Source organism: Pseudoxanthomonas sp. SE1, assembly GCF_029542205.1.
GTDB lineage: Bacteria > Pseudomonadota > Gammaproteobacteria > Xanthomonadales > Xanthomonadaceae > Pseudoxanthomonas_A.
Map to the genome: position 1 here is coordinate 3,578,900 of NZ_CP113783.1, position 18,956 is coordinate 3,597,855.

Here is an 18,956-nt window from a genome sequence, read left to right on the forward strand (position 1 = left end):
CGTTGATCCATAACCATCTTAGTTGCAAGAAGCGGTCGGCCCGACGGCAGCGGACTTAACAAGTCAGAGCAACCTCGGCCTCCACAAGCTCTCAAGATCGACGTCATCGCTGTCCGGCCTCAGCTCCCGACCCATGGGATCTACCTGCAAAACAAGGGGAAGGTCGAAGGCAGTCCCTGTCGCCACACACGCGCCCTGAGAAAGGCTCGGGATGAGCCCCTTGGATAGTGAATCTAACGTGGTGATCGTGTTGTCGATCAGGAGAAGATCTCGATCATTGACTAATCTATGTATGAAGAAGTTGTGCAGCTGGGACACAATTGTTGGCGATATGTCAGCCGGCCTTTGACTTGACAGGGTGATGTAGAAGCCAAATTTTCTGCCTTCCTTCACGATCTCCTCGAACATCTCAAGCCGATAGTCCTTCCAGCTCTCCTGCTCTCTACTCGACTGCTGAGAAAGAATGTTATGAGCCTCATCAATGATGAGAGTGAATGTTCCATCTGGAGGCTGCGCTACTCTGGCCCTATGAGCGCCGTAGTAGTGCTTCGCTACGAGCAGTGGAAGGATCTTCTTGACCGCGTTGCTACACCTCTTAAGGGATATTACGGTAACCGTTTGCTCCCCAACTTCTCCCCGAGCAACCTCTACGACCCTACTTAGCTCAGCAGAGACCGACTCGATCCTCTTAAGAAGAGGCTGGATGAAATCAAACTGAACATACCCATGCACAAGATCATTAACCAGCTGAAGGTTTGCCCTGATTTGCAGCTGCAAGAATGAATCTAGTTGACTGAGATCCATCGTTTCCACTGTTGCTGCAAGATGTGCGTCGTAATTTGCGCCATCCGAGTCGAAGTAGACACCTCCGTCTGGACGAAAGAACTTCGAAAATCCGGAATGCCAACTGATTCTTTTCAGGGCATCTGAAACTTCGTTTGCACCCAGCAACCTTGCAATAGATCTCAACAAATCCAGCGACTCAGGCCTGGGGCGAGCGGCACACATCGCCTTTCTGAAAGAAGAGTGTGCGTATCTAGTGAGCGAATCTGCGTTGTTCGCATACCTCGCCCTGCCGAGGACCAATCTATTCAGGAATGGCTGCTGCGTATTGGGAGTTGCCTGGAAGAGAAGAGCCAATGTCTCCGCACTCCAGAATTCCGACTCTTGCAACTTGAACTTGTCCCCGTTGTCGACGCGAGTGTTCAAATCGTAGACCGTCTTGGATGCACGAGGAACCAACTGCGCTCCCGTGTACTCGCCATTGAAGTCGATTATTACGAACCTACTGACACCTTCTATGGATGCGTACTTTTTCTCAAACAGCGCCGTGTAAAGCTTTGCCAGCGTGTTGGACTTCCCGCTACCCGTATTTCCGAAGATCCCGATGTGCGTATTGAACAGGCGCCTCCAGGGCAGCCCCACTTCTATTCCTTCCTTAAGTAGTCTTCCTATTACCACCGCGACACCGGCGTCAGGCTTAGTGAAGATGGTCGAGATCTGCTCTTCATTAAGAAGCTGAGCCTGATCCTTGATCATGGGCATGAACTTTATGCCCTGAAGAAATTTCCCTGACTCAAAGTATCCGACCGGCCTTACATCTACGCGCCTCGTGAAATCTACTCGTACGCCGTCTATCTCGGACTTTTTTTCGTCCAAGTACTCACCCTCGACCAAGCACACGATCTTTCGGAAGCCGCGCTGTATCGAGATGTACTCTCTTATCGATACGCCTTTGTACTGCTCCCCCTTGTAGAACAGAACTTCGCGATTGGACTCTTCAAATATCTTCAGAGATATTTTCGTTCCGTTTACTGCGACAACCTCACCAACTACGATCGTCATCGTCAGCCCCTCAAACTCTGCTCTGGCGCCGCGACCTCTGCACCTACCTGCTTAAGCGAGAGAACTGATTCATTGAACGCAGTGAAGGTGAGTTTCTTTCCGTCCGGAAGAAGAATGAATCGGACGTTCGGATGCATGCCTAGAATTGGCGCTAGACGGTTATATTCCGCCTCGTCAAAGCAACACACATAGACCTGTAGCTTCGGGTTCGACAATGATCTCTTGACGAGATTCAGTATGTGCTCGTCAGCGAAGGAGAATCCAAAGGTGATAAGAACCGAGTTCGGCCTCTCTAGCTCGTAGCTAAGCATCCTGAGCATTTGATAGTAGTGCTCTTCAAACACAGTCTCATGAAACTTCCACTTCGTGGGATTTACGATCGGGAGCTTCTTATACTCCCGCATGAATTCTTCGGTTTCATCTTCCTCAAATTCCGGCGCAACAAGGTCGTCCGAACTTAGCTCGTCGTCCATCAGCGATGTTGAGAACGGCCGTAGGCGCTCAAGTAGGCCTTCGCCAAGCACGGGTCCCGGAAGCTTGTTTCGATAGTCAACTAGGATCGACTGATCTCGTCTTCTCCAATGTACCGAACCATGAATGTGGACAAGATTGATTTGAGGGATTGAAACCATTTCTCTTTCAAAGATTCCGGTCTGCGAGGTGATCGTACTGAAGTTCTTTGCCTGCAAGCGCCTGGTCTGAAACCCACTCGTTCCGTCGTTGAGTAGAAATTCAATCACGCCGCTCTCTATCAGTTCGTCAGCCACGATCGATATGCACGGATCATAGTTCGTTGTAAACACATTGCACCTCCTGTCAGGACTCCTCCTCATCGACAGGACGTGAAATATTGTGAGCAGTAGCTTCTTGTAGTTCGCTAGCACTAACTCCTTATCTACGTCACCCTGAATGTCGGCACGCGATAGTGTCATCGCTGGTAGCACACATTCTTTGTAGTAGTGCATGAACAGTGCGGAGAGCTTTGCATCATCTTCGCCGAAGCTTGTCGCGAGGGTTTCGATGGTGCACGTCTCATCGAGCTCATCTTTGATGGATAGAGCAAGGGTTGGTAGGACTCCAAAAGAGGCTCCTGAGCCAATCAAGAAGCTCAAGTTCTTGTCGTAGACGGCAGCAAGCTTTATCTCTCGATCCATGCGCATCTCCTTGCACTAGGGCATTCGCCTTTGGCGGCTTTGCAAAAGAAAAGGGGCTCTCGCGAGCCCCTTCGTAGATTCTGACGACCTCTTATAAGAGGATTGAGTCATGCATCACCCGCACTTCGAATAACCACAGTTCAAACACGTCGCACACCCGTCCATGATGACGAGGGCCTTGGTGCTGCACTTGTGGCAGAGCGTGGCGGAGGGCGGGAAGCTGGCGCCATCGCCGGTCACGGCGATGTCTTCCGAAGAGCCAGGGACCGCGCTGCCCCCATCTGCCCTTCGGGCATCTTCCCCCGCGATGGCGGGGGAAGAGGGAGTTGCGCTTACGTCAGCGTTTTTTTTTGCGCGGTCTTCGTACTGCTTGCGCTTCTCGGCCAGGATGGCGCGCTGGTGCGCGCTTATTTCCGGGTCGTGGATCAGGCCGATCGACTTCATGTGCTCTTCCACGATGGCGCCCAGCTCGGCCACCAGCGACGGCATGTACACGCCACCGGCCTTGAAGTAGCCACCGCGCGGATCGAACACGGCCTTCATCTCGTCCACCAGGAACGTCACGTCGCCGCCCTTGCGGAACACCGCGCTCATGATGCGCGTCAGCGCCACGATCCACTGGAAGTGCTCCATGGACTTGCTGTTGACGAAGATCTCGAACGGACGGCGCAACTCATGCTCCGTGCCCGCGTTCAACACGATGTCGTTGATGGTCACGTACATGGCGTGCTCCACCAGCGGCGACTTGATCTTGTAGGTGCTGCCGATGAGGACTTCCGGGCGCTCGATGCGCTCGTGCATCTGGATGATGTTGTCCTGCGGCGTTTCCTTTTCCACCGTCTCGCGCGCCACCGACGCCGTGGGAATCAGCGCAGCGGCTTCGCGCGCCTTGTCTTCCGGGGTGAGCACGCTGTAGCCCTTGATTTTCTTGTCGATCTTGACGGCCATGACGGTGGAATCCTGTTCGTGTTCTGAAAGTTGTCATCGATGGGCGGGGCCTGGCCTTCCGGGCCGGCGACCGCCCCAACCCTCCCCCGGACCCGGGGGAGGAGGGGTGCATCAGGTCTTACTTACGGGCCGCTTTTTTTGCTGCTTTCTTTGCGGCTTTCTTCGGGGCTGCCTTGCGGACGGCTTTCTTGGCCGCCTTCTTGGGCGCGGCTTTCTTCGCCGCTTTCTTCACGGGCGCCTTGCGGGCGACCTTCTTTGCTGCCTTCTTCACCGACTTTTTGGCGACGGCCTTCTTGGCCGTGGCTTTCTTGGCGACCTTCTTGGCGGCCTTCTTCACCGTCTTCTTGGCGGTGGCCTTCTTGGCGGTCTTCTTCGTCGCCTTCTTGGCGGCCTTCTTGCCGGTCACCTTCTTCTGCAGGCTGGCGGCTTCGGCCTTGGCGGCGGTACTGGCGGCGGCCAGCTTCTTCTTCGCCTTGGCAACGGTCTTCTTCACCGCCTTGGTGGCCTTGTCGGTGCGCTTGGCCACGGCCTTCTTCGCCTTGGCGATATCGGCGGTGACCGTCTTGCGCGCCTTCTTGGCCGCCTTCTTGGCCTTGGCGACCGTTTCGCTGGCGGTGGAGGCCACCGCTTCGCCGATGCCTGCCACTGTCTCCTTCACGCTCTCGGCGGCGCCGGAGAGCGTCGCCGTGACACCATTACCGTTGCTCATGCTGCCCTCCTTAGTGGGCGAGGTTAGTGACGCTGCCGATGCTATACCCGATTGCGCGGGGTGGAACGGTGAAGCGGGTGAATCGGTGGTTCAACTTCCCGGGTGAGCCCCTTCCCCCGCGTGCGGGGGAAGGTCGGGATGGGGGCGCTTTTCGCGAAGAGCCAAAGCAACTCGCTGCGCTCGCTCCCCTCTCCCGCCCCTTCGGGGCACCCTCTCCCGCGAGGGGAGAGGGGTAACGCGATGCTGCTTTCCTTCGCTCCTTTCCTGATGGACAGGGAGAGGAGTACCGCTTTGTTTCTTCCCTTCTCCCCTTGTGGGAGAAGGTGGCCGAAGGCCGGAAGAGGGGCCGCTTTTCGCTGGGAGCAACAGCAACTCGCTGCGCTCGCTCCCCCTCTCCCGCCCCTTCGGGGCACCCTCTCCCGCGAGGGGAGAGGGGTCAAACATCAGAACTTGCCGTAATACCCTTCCTTCAACGCATCGAACAGGTTGGCGGCGGTGTGCATTTCGCCGTCGTACTCGATCTGCTCGTTGCCCTTCACTTCGATGACGTTGCCGTCTTCCAGCTCGAAGCGGTAGGTGGTGTTCTCCAGGTCGGCTTCCTTCACCAGCACGCCCTGGAAGGCGGCCGGGTTGAAGCGGAACGTGGTGCAGCCCTTCAGGCCCTGCTGGTGAGCGTAGCGGTAGATGTCCTTGAACTGCTCGTACGGGTAGTCCGTGGGCACATTGGCGGTCTTGGAGATGGAGCTGTCCACCCACTTCTGCGCGGCGGCCTGCACGTCGACGTGCTCCTTCGGGCTGATGTCGTCGGCGGCGATGAAGTACTCCGGCAGCTTGGCGTCGGCGTCGTCCGAGAACGGCATGGCCTTGGGATTGACCAGTTCGCGGTAGGCCAGCAGCTCGTACGACCAGACGTCGACCTTTTCCTTGGACTTCTTGCCTTCGCGGATCACGTTGCGGCTGTAGTGGTGCGCGAACGAGGGCTCGATGCCGTTGGAGGCGTTGTTGGCCAGCGACAGGCTGATGGTGCCGGTGGGCGCGATGGAGCTGTGGTGGGTGAAGCGGCTGCCGACTTCGGCCAGCTCGTCCACCAGGTCGGGGGCGACGCTGGCCACGCGCTGCATGTAGCGGCTGTACTTGGCGTGCAGCACCTTGCCGGGGATCTCCTGGCCGACCTTCCAGCCGTCCTTCGCCATTTCCGGGCGCTGGCGCAGCATGGCGGCGGTGACGGTGAACAGCTCGTCCATGATGGGCGCGGCGCCCTTTTCCTTCGCCAGGGCCAGGCCCATTTCCCAGCCGGCCACGGCCATCTCGCGGGCGATGGCCTCGGTGAACTCGCAGGAGGCCGGGCTGCCGTACTTGTGCTTGAGCATGGTCAGCGTGCTGCCCAGGCCCAGGAAACCCATGCCGTGGCGGCGCTTGCGCAGGATCTCGGCGCGCTGCTGTTCCAGCGGCAGGCCGTTCACTTCGACCACGTTGTCGAGCATGCGGGTGAACACGCGCACGACTTCCTTGTATTCCTCCCAGTCGAAGCGCGCCTGGTCGGTAAAGGGGTCGCGCACGAAGGTGGTCAGGTTGACCGAGCCCAGCAGGCAGGCGCCGTAGGGCGGCAGGGGCTGTTCGCCGCACGGGTTGGTGGCGCGGATGGTTTCGCACCACCAGTTGTTGTTCATCTCGTTGACGCGGTCGATCAGGATGAAACCCGGCTCGGCGTAGTCGTACGTGGACACCATGATCATGTCCCACAGGTGGCGCGCGCGGATGTGGCCGTAGATCTTGCAGGCCACCAGACCGTCGTCGCGGACGATGTAGTTCTTGTGGGTGGGCCACTCGCGCCAGACGACCTGGGCGGCGTCCTCGACGTCGATGTCGCCCTTCTCCTTGATGTTCACCGGGAACACCAGCGGCCAGTCGGCGTCGGTGTCCACGGCTTCCATGAAGCCGTCGGTGATCAGCAGGGACAGGTTGAACTGGCGCAGGCGGCCGTCTTCGCGCTTGGCGCGGATGAAGTCCTTGACGTCCGGGTGGGAGATTTCGAACGTGCCCATCTGCGCGCCACGGCGGCCACCGGCGGAGGACACGGTGAAGCACATCTTGTCGTAGATATCCATGAAGGACATCGGGCCGGAGGTGTACGCACCGGCGCCGGCGACGAAGGCGCCCTTGGGGCGCAGCGTGCTGAACTCGTAGCCGATGCCGCAGCCGGCCTTGAGGGTCAGGCCGGCTTCGTGGACCTTGTCCAGGATGCCGTCCATCGAGTCCTCGATGGTGCCGGACACGGTGCAGTTGATGGTGCTGGTGGCCGGCTTGTGCTGCTGGGCGCCGGCGTTGGAGGTGATGCGGCCGGCGGGAATGGCCCCGCGGCGCAGCGCCCACACGAAGCGCTCGTACCAGTAGGCGCGCTTTTCCGGGGTGGCTTCGGCGTCGGCCAGGGCACGGGCCACGCGCTGGTAGGTGCCATCGATGTCGGCGTCCAGGGCGTCGCCCTGCTTCGTCTTCAGCCGGTACTTCTTGTCCCAGATGTCCTGGGATGCCGGTTGCATGGGAATCAGGGCAGGCTGTTCCGTCTTGACCGCCTCAAGGCGCACCGTACTCATGGTTGTGTTGTTCTCCTGAAAACGACTGGAACTATTCAATGGCTGTGGCGGACGGACCAAGGCCCGCCCCGGTGTTTCATCACGGACCCGGACGGCAGGGACGACGCTGCGGGCGGCTGCAGAAGCTGCGCCGCGCCGGTGGCCGGATTGTGGAAGTGGGACCTGCCGTTGCCATGGTGCCCACTGCTTCCCTCGCCCTCATGCGCCAATCCCCAAAGGCGCCCGATTTCCCAAGCGTAAAGCCCGAAAAAACACCAGTGCTTGGGTCCGCTTCGTGCTGGACCGCAACATCTTGTGTCCGCACGAAGCCGTCAAACTACGCCCGGGGGTGCCCCCTGTCAACCGGATTGACATGACAATTGCATGGCATCCACCCCACCGTCCGTCATCACGTCCCGGCACCGGATGAGGGGCCGCAGGGGCTGAACTTCATTGCAGGTTTAAGGGTCCGTCAGCAGACTCATTCAGGTTGAACGGGGGCCCTTCCGGCCCCACTCCCTTCCCGACGCAACGACCTGCCGACCGACCATGAAGAATGCGCTGCGCCCGTTTCCCACCCTGCTGGCCCTGACCGCCGCCGCGGCGTTCGGCGGTTTCGCCGCCACCGGCCTGAATGACCTGCTGCAGAAGCCGGCCCAGGCCGCCCCTGTCGCCGCAGCCGCCGTCCCGGCCGCCGCCGCCCTGCCCACCACGGTGGACGGCCAGGCGCTGCCCTCGCTGGCGCCGATGCTCAAGCGGGTCACGCCGGCGGTGGTCAGCGTGTACAGCCGCCAGACCGTGCGGGTGGCCAGCCCGCTGGGGCCGTTCGGCGACGACCCGGTGTTCCGCCGGTTGTTCGGCATCCCCGACATGCCGCGCGAGCGGGTGGAGCGCGCACTGGGCTCGGGCGTGATCGTCGATGCCACCCGCGGCTACGTGCTGACCAACCACCATGTGGTGGAGAACGCCGACGGCGTGTCGGTCACGCTGAGCGACGGCCGCCAGGTGGAAGCCGAGTTCATCGGTTCCGACCCGGATACCGACATCGCGTTGATCCGCATCCCCACCCAGGGCCTGACGGCGGTGCCGATGGCGAACAGCGACCAGCTGCAGGTCGGCGACTTCGTGGTGGCGATGGGCAACCCCTACGGCCTGGGCCAGACGGTCACCTCGGGCATCGTGTCGGCGGTGGGCCGCAGCGGCATCCCGGTGGCCGGCTACCAGAACTTCATCCAGACCGACGCCTCGATCAACCCCGGCAACTCCGGCGGCGCATTGGTCGACCTGCAGGGCCGGCTGGTGGGCATCAACACCGCCAGCTTCAATCCGCGCGGCAGCATGGCCGGCAACATCGGCCTGGGCTTCGCGATCCCGATCAACATGGCGCGCGGGATCATGGACCAGCTGATCGCCAACGACGGCGTGGTGCGCCGGGGCACGTTCGGGGTGGAATCGCAGGACGTGGACGAACGCGTCGCCCGGGGCCTGGGCCTGGACGCCCCGCGTGGCGCGCTGCTCACGCGCGTGTATGCGGGCTCGGCCGCCGCCGCCGCGGGCCTGCAGCCCGGCGACGTGGTGCTGGCCGCCAACGGCCAGCGCATCGACAACCGCGCCGCGCTGCACAACTTCGAAGGCCTGCAGCCGGTGGGCGCGCGCGTGGCGCTGGAGGTACGCCGCGACGGCAAGCCACTGCAACTCGACGTGGCGTTGAAGGAAGGCGTGCGCAGTGCGGAAGGCGCCACCCTGGACGCACGCCTGACCGGCGCCACGCTGAAGGAACTGGACGAATCCGCACGCCAGATACTGCGCAGCCAGGGCGCCAACGGTGGCGTGCAGGTCAGCAACGTGACGCGCAACAGCCGCGCGTGGAACAGCGGGCTGCGCCCGGGCGACATCATCGTGGCGGGCAGCAGCGGCGAATTCGGCGACCTGCCCAGCTTCCGCGCCAGCTTCGAACGCAAGCCGGAGCAGCTGGTGTTGCAGATCCTGCGCGGGCGCGGCACCGGCCGCCTGCTGATGCGGTAATGCGCGGTGGCGGTGTGCGGGCATAACAGCCCGTTCACCGCCGTGCATTAGAGTGGCCCCATCCCCCGTCCACAGGAGCCCACCATGACCATGCCCACCAATACCGATGCGCTGAAGTCCAACCTGGGCGAAGCCGGTTCGCACTTGGCGTCGGCCGCCGCAGCGGCCGGCGAAGCGATCAAGGGTGCCGCCAGCGCCGCGGGCGACGAACTTCGCCTGGGCAAGGCCAACGTGAAATCGGAACTGGCCGACACCGCGCTGTCCGGCATCGCCGCTGCCGAAGCCGGCGGTGGCGCCGCGCGTGAGCAGGTGGACGCGCTGATGGACAAGGGCCGCGACCTGATCGACAGCGCCGCCGACCTGATCCGCGAGCGCCCGCTCGCTTCGTTCGGCGTGGCCTTCGCGGCCGGCTGGATCATCGCCAAGCTGGCGCGCAGCGGCGGCGACAAGTAAGCCGACCGCGTGAGCGACGCGCCCCGCGAGTCCGAAGCCGGTGCATCCGGCGACACGCCGCCACCGGATTTCGCCGACAGCCTGAAGCAGGTCGGCGCGGCCGGGCGTGCCGCGTACGGTTCCGCGAAAGACGCCGGCCGCGCGTTCCGTGGACTGGTATCGGCCGACTTCGCGCTGGCGCGCAGCGCCTTCGGCCGCGCGCTGGCATGGGCCTGCGTGGCGATCGTGTTCGGTGCCTCGGCCTGGTTGCTGGTCACCGGTGCGCTGATCGCGCTGATGCAGCGCTTCGGATTCTCCTGGCTGCAGGCGCTGTCGCTGGCGGCCTTCATCAGCCTGGCCATGACCGCGTTCGCGGCGTGGAAGGTAGGCCGCTACTTCGACTACACCGGCATGCACGCCACCCGTCGCCAGTTGGCGAAGCTGGGGCTGTTCGACGAGGACGACGTGGTCGACGACGAGCCGCCCGCCGCCGGCACCGCGCACGACCCGCGCGCGGGCGACCACGGAGGCGCGTGATGCGGTTCGAGAAACTCCTGCAGCATGTGCAGCGCGCCGAGCATCGGGTCGAGTCGCGCGCGCTCCGCGCGGAATCGCAATGGGCGGCACTCAAGCAGGCGTGGCGCGACGGCTGGACACCGGGCCGCATCGTCATCGCCGGCGTGGTGAGCGGCTTCCTGGTGGGCCGCGCCGAACCCCTGCGCACGCTGACCGGCGCGCGCTGGATGCAGATGTTCACCGCCGTTTCCAGCTTCCTCGCCACCGCGCAGGCGGCCGCCGCCGCCGACACCGCCGAGCAGGCCGCCGACACGGCGCAGGACGCGCAGCAACAGGCCGAGGGCCTGGCCGACGACGAACCGATGGTGGACGAGGCGTTCGACGAGGATGAGATCGTGGTGACCGCGCCGCGTCCGGCTGAAGCGGCTACGGAGTTGTCCGAGCGCTGAGGTGTCTGCACGTTTGCGGGCGTTTGTAGGAGCGACGTGAGTCGCGACCGCAGAAGGAAGCTGCCCGGGAGCCCCACTGCCAGGTCGTGCCCAGCGGCCCGGGGTCGATTCCGGCCACGTCAGGCGCGAGGGCGGCTTGATTCGTGCGGTCGCGACTCACGTCGCTCCTACAGGAGGCATTGCACAATCGCGCATCCACCCTGGCGGCAGACTGCCCATGACGACATCCGCTCCACCCGACGCATCCGCCGCCCCCCGTACCCCCGCCGCGCCCACGCGCCTCCACGCCGATGCTCGTGCTGGCCACGCTGGCCGTGGGCTACACGCTATGGGCCGCGCAGGAGGTGTTGCTGCCGGTGCTGCTGGCCATGTTCTTCGCCCTGGTCGGCAACCCGATCATCCGCGTGCTGCGCCGGGTCTACGTGCCTCGCTCCCTGGGCGCACTGGTCGTGCTGCTCGGCGGCATGGCCGCGACCGGACTGCTGGCGCACAAGATGCTGCCTTCGGCGATGGAATGGGCACAGCAGGCCCCGCGCGAGATGCGCCAGCTCGCACCCAAGCTGCGCGAACTGACCAAGCCAGTGCAGGACGCCAACAAGGCGGCGGAGAACTTCGCCCGTGCCGCCGGCGGACAGACCGGCAGGCAACCGCAGGTGGTGCACACCGCACCGCAGGACGAGCCCTACCGCAAGCTGCTGGCCACGCCGCGTTTCCTCGCCTCGTTGCTGGCGGTGGTGCTGCTGACGTTCTTCTTCATGGTCTATGGCGAGAACCTGCAACGCAACGCGATAGCGCTGTTGCCGGGGCGGCAGCAGAAGAAGTTCACGGTGGACATCCTCCATTCCATCGAGCGCGAGGTATCGCGCTACGTGCTGACCATCAGCGTCATCAACACCGTGGTGGGCCTGGTGTTCGCCGGCGTGCTCTACCTGCTGGGGCTGCCACTGGCCGAGGCACTGCTGTGGGGCACGATGGCGGCGCTGTTGAACTTCGCACCCTACGTGGGCCCGCTGATCGGGATCGTGGCGATGCTGCTGGTGGGGTTCATCAGTTTCGAGGAACCGTTCCAGTCGATGCTGCCGGCGGTCGCCTACCTGGTGCTGCATACCATCGAGGGGCAGATCGTCACGCCGATCATCCTGGGCCGGCGGATGGCGCTGTCGCCCCTGGTGCTGATCCTGGCGCTGATGCTGTTCGGCTGGCTGTGGGGGATCATCGGGCTGCTGCTGGCGGTGCCGCTGCTGGTGTGCGTGAAGCTGGTGCTGGCGCGGGTGGAAGGGATGGAAGGGTGGGCGCGGCTGCTGGAGTGATTGCGCTGCCTTCGACTTCGAGGCTTTGAGCCCCTCTCCCGGCGGGAGAGGGGTTGGGGTGAGGGGCAACGAAGCCCGTGCCATCGATCTGCCTTGGTGGCCGCCACGTCCGCTTGAGCTTCTGCTTAAGGGCCTGGCGGGATGGGTCTTCTTTTCCTTCCTTATGGTGCCGCTCGCCGCGGGGGCGTCCTTTCTTTGCTTGTGCAAAGAAAGGACCAAAGAAACACACCCCAGGCGGCGCGCCCTCCGCGCTGCGCGCTCCGGGTCCGCGAGCGGGCCGGGAATTTCCGTAAGGCACATCCCTGTGCCATACGGAAACGCCGCCCATCCCGGGCGGCGCCCTTCGGGTTTTACCCGGCCCACTCGCCGTGCCTCATGGGGGCCTAAAGACAACACAAACAGCAAAAGAGCACGCGTCGAACCTTCAGGGACTGCTCTTGGGGGCCCCTGAGGTCCGGCAATCACGGCGGGACAAACCCGCAGGGCGGCGCACAGGTCGTGCGCCGTTTTCGTATGGACCAGGATGGCCCTTACGAAAATTCCCGCCGGGACTGCGCACCCGCCGCACAGCGGCGGGCGGACCGCCGGGAGGTGTTTCTTTTGCCTGCTTTTCTTTGCACAAGCAAAGAAGTGCTCTTCAACAGCCAAATGGCTGGTCAAAGTAGGGCCCCCGCGGCGAGCGGCACCATGCGTCAAAAGAAGACGGCCGATCCCGCAAGGCCATCGAGAAAGCCATCGCGGGCCTGGTGGACCGCCGTGACCGAGGGAGAAGCGGGCTTCGTTGCCCCTCGCCCCAACCCCTCTCCCGCAGGGAGAGGGGCTCGTACCGCGCCGGGTGAAGGTGGGTGCGGTGCCGCGTGTAAAATCGGCCCGATGAGCTTCCCCGTCCGCGCCATCACCCTCGATCTCGACGACACCCTCTGGCCGTTCGCCCCCATCGGCGCCCGGATCGAGCGCGTCCTCGACGACTGGCTGCGCCAGCACAGCCCCGCCACCGCGGCGATGTTCCCGGTCGAGCGCATGCGCGCCGTGCGCGAACAGGTCTTCGCCGCCCACCCCCAGCACAAGCACGACCTCAGCATCCTGCGCCGGATGACGCTGGAACACGCGCTGCGCGAGAGCGGCGCCGACATGACCCTGCTCGATCCCGCATACGAAATCTTCTACGCCGCCCGCAACCAGGTGGAGTACTACCCGGATGCCTTCGCCGCACTGGAACGCATCGCCGCCCGCCTGCCGGTCGCGGCGGTGACCAACGGCAACGCCGACCTGCAGCGGATCGGCCTCGACCATCTGTTCGTCCACAAGATCCACTCGCGCGAGCACGGTGCCGCCAAGCCCGAGGCCAGCATCTTCCACGCGGCCTGCGACCTGCTCGGCGTGCCGCCGGGCGACGTACTGCACGTCGGCGACCATATCGAGATGGATGTCGTGGGCGCGGTGAACGCCGGGCTGCGCAGCTGCTGGATCAACCGCCCGGAAGACCACGGCGGGCGGCCGCAGCACTGGCCGCACGATGCCCTGCGCCCCGACCTGGAATTCGCCACCCTCACCGCGCTGGCCGACTGGCTGGACGCCCACCCCGACTTCGCCACGGAACACGCCGCCGCATGAGCGCTGCCCTCGCCTATACCGACTCTTCCGCCAATGCCCGTCCGCTGCATGTACTGGAACGCACGCAGCTGGCCGCGTGGCGTGCCACGCAGTCGCCTTCGGTAAACGCATGGCTGGACGCACAGAACTTCACCGCCGCGGCTGGATCGCTGCTCGCGCTGCCGGGCGAACAGGGCCTGGCTGGCGCAGTGATCGGCATCGGCGACGCGCTGGATCCGTATGCATACGCGCATGCCCCGTTCGGCCTGCCGGCGGGCGACTGGGAGATCGCGGGCGAGCTGTCTGCCGATGCTCGCACCGCGCTGCAGCTCGGCTGGGGCCTGGGCAGCTACAGGTTCGACCGCTACAAGCAGCCGCCGCGCAAACCCGCGCGCCTGGTGCTGCCGCAGGCCGATGCCGAAGCGCTCGACCTGCTGGCCGCCAGCCTGCAGGTGCGCGACCTGGTCAACACGCCCACCGAGCACATGGGCCCGGACGATCTGGAAGCCGCGGTGCGCGAGCTAGCCACCACGCACGGCGCGCTGGTGGAGGTGGTCGCCGGTGATGCGTTGCTGACGCAGAACTTCCCCGCCATCCATGCGGTGGGTCGTGCCTCGCATCGCGCACCGCGGCTGATCGCGCTGCGCTGGGGCGACGCATCGCTGCCGCATGTCGCGCTGGTGGGCAAGGGCGTGTGCTTCGACACCGGCGGCCTGGACATCAAGCCGGCCGACGGCATGCGCAACATGAAGAAGGACATGGGCGGCGCCGCGCACGCGATCGCGCTGGCCCGCCTGGTGATGGCGCGCAAGCTGCCGGTACGCCTGACCCTGCTGGTGCCTGCGGTGGAGAACAGCATCGGACCCAACGCCTTCCGCCCCGGCGAAGTGATCGCCACGCGCAAGGGCGTCAGCGTCGAGATCGACAACACCGATGCCGAAGGCCGCGTGATCCTGTGCGATGCGCTGACCTACGCCGGCGAGCAGGCGCCCGACCTGCTGCTGGACTTCGCCACGCTGACCGGCGCGGCCCGCATTGCGCTGGGCCCGGACCTGCCGGCGCTGTTCGCCAACGACGACAGCGTGGCCAACGACTGGATCGCCGCCGGCGAGCGCATGCGGGACCCGGTCTGGCGCATGCCGCTGTGGCGTCCGTACCTGCGCTACCTGACCAGCGGCATCGCCGACCTGGCCAATGCGGGCTCGCGCATGGCCGGCGCCGTCACCGCCGCGCTGTACCTGGAGCGCTTCGTGCCCGACGGGATGAAGTGGGCGCACCTGGACGTGTACGCGTGGAACGACAGCGACCGCGCCGGCCGCCCCGCCGGTGGCGAAGCCCTCGCGCTGCGCAGCGCGTACGCGATGCTGAAGGCGCGTTACGGCGGCTGATCCTGCCTTCTGTAGGAGCGACGTAAGTCGCGACCGCACACCATCGGCGCTCCCGTTGTCGCGGATCACCGCGTAGTGCGCACGCAACGATTCGTGTCTATCGGATGGCTGCGTCGCGGTTCTGGGTCTGCGGTCGCGACTTACGTCGCTCCTACAGAAAGGCACGGCTGCGTGATTACAACCAACCGCGCTGGCGCGCCAGGCGATAGGCCTCGATGCGGTTGGCGACACCGAGCTTGCCGATGGCTTCGGACAGATAGTTGCGTACCGTGCCCTGCGAGAGGTTGAGCTGCTTTGCGATGTCGCCGGCCGACTGCCCCTCGCCCGCCAGCCGCAGCACCTGCCGCTCGCGGTCGTTGAGCGGGTCGGCATCGGACCAGGCTTCCACCGCCAGCTGCGGATCGATCGCGCGTCCGCCACGATGCACCTTGCGCAGCGCCTCGGCGAGGTCCTCCGCTGGCGCATCCTTCAGCAGGTAACCCGAGACACCCGCATCCAGCGCGCGCCGCAGGAAGCCGCTGCGTGCGAACGTGGTGACGATGACCACCTTGCACGGCAGTTCCTGCCGCTGGATGCGCTGGGCCAGTTCCAGTCCGGTCAGGCCGGGCATTTCGATGTCGGTCACCAGCAGGTCGGGCTTGAGCCGTTGCAGTTCGCGCCATGCGGTCTCGCCATCGGCCGCGCTGCCTACGACGTCGATGTCGCTCTCCATGCCCAGCAGCGCGGTGAGTGCGCCGCGCACCATGGCCTGGTCTTCAGCTAGGAGCACGCGGATCATTTGAACGCCATCGCGGTAAGGTCGGTCGCCACGCTAGCAAATAACGTGCGCCTGGAGGGAGTGGGCACGGTTTCTTGTAGGAGCGACGTGAGTCGCGACCGCACGGCTTCAGCCGGTCGGTGCTGATCGAGATGACGGGGCCGCATGCATGCGGATGCGTCTTCATTTCACCACGATATCTCGCCGTTCAAGCCGTGCGGTCGCGACTCACGTCGCTCCTACAGTGCCTTCGATCGGCTTCGATGTGGCCGTGGGCTCCATCCCTTCCCCCGATGGCAACGGCAGCACGATCTCCACGCAGGTCCCCTGCCGCAGCGTGGAGTCGATGCGCAGGCGCCCGCCGCGCGCTTCCACACGCTCGTGCATGCCGCTCAGGCCATTGCCCGGCACGGCGGCGCTGCCGACGCCGTTGTCGCGGATGCGCAGTTGCACGTGCCCGTCGCTGCAGGCCAGGGTGACCTCGGCGAGCGTGGCGCGCGCGTGGCGCTGGATGTTGGTCACCGCCTCGCGCAGGCTCAAAGCAAGCACCGTCTCCAGATCGGCCGGCAGTGCCACGTCCTGCGCTTCGTAGCGCAGGGTGACGCCGTCGGATTCGAGCAGCAGGCGGGCGGAGGCGAGTTCGGCCGCCAGCCCGGCTGCACGGATGCCGGTCACTGCGCGACGCACCTGCGCCAGCGCATCGCGGGCGACGCGGCTGACTTCGTTGATCTCGTTGCGGGCGGCCTGCGGGTCGCGGTCGATCAGTCGGCCGGCCAGGTCGGACTTCAACGCCACCAGCGACAGCGTGTGCCCCAGCAGGTCGTGCAGGTCGCGGCCGATGCGCTCGCGTTCGGCCAGCGCGGCGAGCCGGCGCACTTCCTCGTGCGACAGTTTCAGCTCGGCACGCTTGCGCACGGTTTCGGACTGGAAGTAGTTGCCGGTGAACACGGCCACCGAGATGATGGCGGTCAGCACCGGTACGAACACCGGGAACCCCAGCCACACCGACAGGCCATGGTAAGTGGCCAGCAATGCCGCCAGCACGGCCAGCCGCAGCCACACTGCGCCGGGCAGCAGCGCGACGAATGCGGCCGCGTAGATGATGTAGGTGTTGGAGAAGGCGTTGTACGCCATCAAACCACAGCCCAGTGCAGCGATGCCGAACGTGCACAGCATCCGCGTCATCGCACTGCCACGGTAGGCGAGGAAGTACATCGGCAGGAATGTCGCGATCGATGCCAGCGTCGGCCACAGGCGCCACTGCAGGTTGCCGCCCCAGTCGCCACCGGAGGGCACCAGGACAGGCATGAACAGGAACACCAGGTAGCCCAGCAGGAAGATGGGCATCCAGCCCAGGCCCAGCGCTTCGGGCACCAGGCGGTCGCGCAGGCGCGTCAGCGTGGACAGCAGGGGCGACGAAAGTTGCTTCATGGACGACTCCTTGCGCCGGTGCTCCGGCTCACTGCACCAGGCGGCGGCGGGCCAGTACGAAGAACACGGCGGTGATGGCGGCCAGCACGGCCACGTGCAGCCCCAGCGGACGCCCCGCGCCCGCGCCGACGGCCTGTTGCGCGATGTGCGCCAGATGATACGCCGGCCATGCCGGCGCAATGGTCTGCAGCACCGACGGCAGCATCGTGAGCGGCACCCACAGGCCCGACAGGAACGCCATGGGCAGATAGATGAGATTGATCAGCGCAGGGGCGCCGCGCCCACTGACCAGCGTGCCGAGCCACAGGCCCAGCGCGCTGAAGGGCAGCACGCCGACCAGGCAGGTAATGGCCCATGCGATCCACTGCGCGGTCGACAGCTGCACGCCCGCCACGCCGGCCGCGAGGGTGGCCAGCAGCGCCAGGATGATCGCGGCAAACAGCAGGGCCATCGCCATCTTCGCCACCAGATAGGCGCCCGGCGGCATCGGCTGCGCGCGCTTGAGCGTCAGCAGGCCCTGCTCGCGATCCATCGCCACGGTCACGCCGAAGCCGAACAGCGCCACGCCGATCACCCCGAACACACCATAGCCCGCCAGCATGTACTGCGCGGCGGCCGGACCGCCCTTGCCACCGAGCAGCACACCGAACAGCAGGTAGAACACGGGCGGGAACAACAGGCACGGCAACGAGAACGACGGCGTGCGCAGCAGGCGGAGGAATTCGTAGCGCGCTTCGAGCACGTACGCGCGGGTGGAGGAAAACGGAACGGGAGCGATGGTGTCCATCAGGCGGCTTCCTTCTGTGCATCGCGGGTCAGGGCAAGGAACGCATCGGCCAGGCCGGCGCGCTGTACTTCCAGGTCGGACAGGGTGGCGTCCTCGGCCAGGAGGCGGCGCACGATGGGCTCGGCGGCTTCGGCGACGATCTCCAGCCGTTCGCCATCGTGCAGCGCGGCCTGCACGCCCGGCCATGCCTGCACGCGAGCCACCGGCACCGCGCTGACGCAGCGGATGCGGCGGTGCGCAACGGTGGCGCGGATCTGTGCCACCGACCCCTCCGCGATGACACGCCCGTGATTCACCACCACCACGCGGTCGGCGAGTGCTTCCGCTTCTTCCAGGTAATGCGTCGTCAGCAGCACCGCGCAACCCTGCGCGCTGAGTTCGCGGATCGCCTTCCACAACGTCTGCCGCGCATCGATGTCCAGCCCGGTGGTGGGTTCGTCGAGGAACAGCAGGTCCGGGCGGCCGCAGACGGCCAGCGCGAACTGCACGCGGCGCTGCTGGCCTCCGGACAGCTGGCCGTATCGGCGTTGCGCCAGGCCATCCAGCCCCGCCAGCGCGATGAGATCAGCCACGCTGCGCGGCTGCGGGTAATAGCTGCGCGTCAGGTCGATCAGCTCGCGTACCTTCAATGTGTCGGGCACGGCGGCAGCCTGCAGCATGACCCCGGTGCGACGGCGCGCCTCCAGCACCTGCGGCGGCAGGCCGAACAATTCGGCCGTGCCGGCATCCGGACGCTGCAGGCCGAGCAGCTGGCTGATCGCCGTGGTCTTGCCGGCGCCGTTCGGACCGAGCAGTGCGAGCACCTGGCCTGCAGGCAGCGCCAGATCCAGGCCATCCAGCGCCAGCGTCCTGCCGTAGTGGTGACGCACGCCGCGCAGGCGGGCCAGCGGGGCGGAGGTGAGGCTTGCCACGTTCATGCGAGGATCCCATCGGAAGGTGTCGCCATCGTGCCCCTGTGCGCCGACCGTGATGAGTGCGCCCTCTCAGGCGAATCAGGTGACAGGTGTCACTGGGATGAGGGCTGACGCCAGCGCAGGAT

General features: G+C 65.0%; 16 protein-coding genes. 7 read left to right on the plus strand and 9 right to left on the minus strand.

The window, feature by feature from the left end; all coding sequences use genetic code 11:
- Positions 1–63 precede the first annotated feature (63 nt).
- The 5 genes from OY559_RS17000 to OY559_RS17020 form a co-directional block, all read right to left on the minus strand.
- Positions 64–1,845, minus strand: coding sequence for an ATP-binding protein (locus OY559_RS17000; protein WP_277727439.1), 1,782 nt, complete (start codon positions 1,843–1,845; stop codon positions 64–66).
- Positions 1,846–1,847: 2 nt separating this feature from the next.
- Positions 1,848–2,999, minus strand: a complete 1,152-nt coding sequence (locus tag OY559_RS17005; RefSeq protein WP_277727440.1) for an SIR2 family protein — start codon at positions 2,997–2,999, stop codon at positions 1,848–1,850.
- A gap of 114 nt (positions 3,000–3,113) precedes the next feature.
- Positions 3,114–3,947, minus strand: a complete 834-nt coding sequence (locus tag OY559_RS17010) for a TSCPD domain-containing protein (RefSeq protein WP_277727441.1) — start codon at positions 3,945–3,947, stop codon at positions 3,114–3,116.
- Positions 3,948–4,065: 118 nt separating this feature from the next.
- Positions 4,066–4,656: a hypothetical protein gene (locus OY559_RS17015; RefSeq protein WP_277727443.1), complete on the minus strand. Its 591-nt coding sequence runs from the start codon at positions 4,654–4,656 to the stop codon at positions 4,066–4,068.
- A gap of 443 nt (positions 4,657–5,099) precedes the next feature.
- Complete coding sequence (locus OY559_RS17020) at positions 5,100–7,250, minus strand: adenosylcobalamin-dependent ribonucleoside-diphosphate reductase (protein ID WP_277727445.1); 2,151 nt, start codon at positions 7,248–7,250, stop codon at positions 5,100–5,102.
- Positions 7,251–7,790: 540 nt separating this feature from the next.
- On the opposite strand from OY559_RS17020, the gene OY559_RS17025 reads away from it, so the two are divergent.
- The 7 genes from OY559_RS17025 (at position 7,791) to OY559_RS17055 (ending at position 14,942) form a co-directional block, all read left to right on the plus strand.
- Positions 7,791–9,254 (plus strand): Do family serine endopeptidase, encoded by a 1,464-nt coding sequence (locus OY559_RS17025; RefSeq protein ID WP_277730039.1) that lies wholly within the window; start codon positions 7,791–7,793, stop codon positions 9,252–9,254.
- A gap of 90 nt (positions 9,255–9,344) precedes the next feature.
- Positions 9,345–9,707, plus strand: a complete 363-nt coding sequence (locus OY559_RS17030) for a hypothetical protein (protein ID WP_142126284.1) — start codon at positions 9,345–9,347, stop codon at positions 9,705–9,707.
- A gap of 81 nt (positions 9,708–9,788) precedes the next feature.
- Positions 9,789–10,223 carry a phage holin family protein gene (locus tag OY559_RS17035; protein ID WP_277730040.1) on the plus strand — a complete coding sequence of 145 codons (435 nt, stop codon included), beginning with the start codon at positions 9,789–9,791 and terminating at the stop codon, positions 10,221–10,223.
- A complete protein-coding gene (locus tag OY559_RS17040; protein ID WP_277727447.1) occupies positions 10,223–10,651 on the plus strand; it encodes a hypothetical protein in 429 nt (142 codons plus the stop codon). The genes OY559_RS17035 and OY559_RS17040 overlap by 1 nt, the downstream gene beginning before the upstream one ends.
- Positions 10,652–10,941: 290 nt before the next feature.
- Positions 10,942–11,961, plus strand: coding sequence for an AI-2E family transporter (locus tag OY559_RS17045; RefSeq protein WP_277727448.1), 1,020 nt, complete (start codon positions 10,942–10,944; stop codon positions 11,959–11,961).
- An 873-nt stretch (positions 11,962–12,834) separates the two neighbouring features.
- A complete protein-coding gene (locus OY559_RS17050) occupies positions 12,835–13,575 on the plus strand; it encodes an HAD family hydrolase (protein WP_277727451.1) in 741 nt (246 codons plus the stop codon).
- Positions 13,572–14,942, plus strand: a complete 1,371-nt coding sequence (locus OY559_RS17055; protein ID WP_277727453.1) for a leucyl aminopeptidase family protein — start codon at positions 13,572–13,574, stop codon at positions 14,940–14,942. Before OY559_RS17050 ends, OY559_RS17055 begins: the two co-directional genes overlap by 4 nt.
- 175 nt (positions 14,943–15,117) lie before the next feature.
- Here OY559_RS17055 and OY559_RS17060 read toward each other — a convergent pair whose 3' ends face one another.
- From OY559_RS17060 to OY559_RS17075, 4 genes are all read right to left on the minus strand, one after another.
- On the minus strand, positions 15,118–15,720 hold the full coding sequence (locus tag OY559_RS17060; RefSeq protein WP_277727455.1) for a response regulator transcription factor: 603 nt from the start codon (positions 15,718–15,720) through the stop codon (positions 15,118–15,120).
- Between the two features lie 207 nt (positions 15,721–15,927).
- Positions 15,928–17,130 (minus strand): sensor histidine kinase, encoded by a 1,203-nt coding sequence (locus OY559_RS17065; RefSeq protein WP_277727457.1) that lies wholly within the window; start codon positions 17,128–17,130, stop codon positions 15,928–15,930.
- 28 nt (positions 17,131–17,158) lie between these two features.
- The gene (locus OY559_RS17070; RefSeq protein ID WP_277727459.1) at positions 17,159–17,917 is read right to left on the minus strand and encodes an ABC transporter permease; all 759 of its coding nucleotides are present in this window, start codon (positions 17,915–17,917) and stop codon (positions 17,159–17,161) included.
- Complete coding sequence (locus OY559_RS17075; RefSeq protein ID WP_277727461.1) at positions 17,917–18,834, minus strand: ABC transporter ATP-binding protein; 918 nt, start codon at positions 18,832–18,834, stop codon at positions 17,917–17,919. Before OY559_RS17075 ends, OY559_RS17070 begins: the two co-directional genes overlap by 1 nt.
- Between the last annotated feature and the right edge of the window lie 122 nt (positions 18,835–18,956).

Coding starts and splice junctions, on each gene's coding strand:
- OY559_RS17045 (WP_277727448.1), top strand. CDS start 10,942: ATGCTCGTGCTGGCCACGCTGGCCGTGGGCTACACGCTATGGGCCGCG.
- OY559_RS17000 (WP_277727439.1), bottom strand. CDS start 1,845: ATGACGATCGTAGTTGGTGAGGTTGTCGCAGTAAACGGAACGAAAATA.
- OY559_RS17030 (WP_142126284.1), top strand. CDS start 9,345: ATGCCCACCAATACCGATGCGCTGAAGTCCAACCTGGGCGAAGCCGGT.
- OY559_RS17040 (WP_277727447.1), top strand. CDS start 10,223: ATGCGGTTCGAGAAACTCCTGCAGCATGTGCAGCGCGCCGAGCATCGG.
- OY559_RS17075 (WP_277727461.1), bottom strand. CDS start 18,834: ATGAACGTGGCAAGCCTCACCTCCGCCCCGCTGGCCCGCCTGCGCGGC.
- OY559_RS17010 (WP_277727441.1), bottom strand. CDS start 3,947: ATGGCCGTCAAGATCGACAAGAAAATCAAGGGCTACAGCGTGCTCACC.
- OY559_RS17020 (WP_277727445.1), bottom strand. CDS start 7,250: ATGAGTACGGTGCGCCTTGAGGCGGTCAAGACGGAACAGCCTGCCCTG.
- OY559_RS17005 (WP_277727440.1), bottom strand. CDS start 2,999: ATGGATCGAGAGATAAAGCTTGCTGCCGTCTACGACAAGAACTTGAGC.
- OY559_RS17050 (WP_277727451.1), top strand. CDS start 12,835: ATGAGCTTCCCCGTCCGCGCCATCACCCTCGATCTCGACGACACCCTC.
- OY559_RS17070 (WP_277727459.1), bottom strand. CDS start 17,917: ATGGACACCATCGCTCCCGTTCCGTTTTCCTCCACCCGCGCGTACGTG.
- OY559_RS17065 (WP_277727457.1), bottom strand. CDS start 17,130: ATGAAGCAACTTTCGTCGCCCCTGCTGTCCACGCTGACGCGCCTGCGC.
- OY559_RS17015 (WP_277727443.1), bottom strand. CDS start 4,656: ATGAGCAACGGTAATGGTGTCACGGCGACGCTCTCCGGCGCCGCCGAG.
- OY559_RS17055 (WP_277727453.1), top strand. CDS start 13,572: ATGAGCGCTGCCCTCGCCTATACCGACTCTTCCGCCAATGCCCGTCCG.
- OY559_RS17060 (WP_277727455.1), bottom strand. CDS start 15,720: ATGATCCGCGTGCTCCTAGCTGAAGACCAGGCCATGGTGCGCGGCGCA.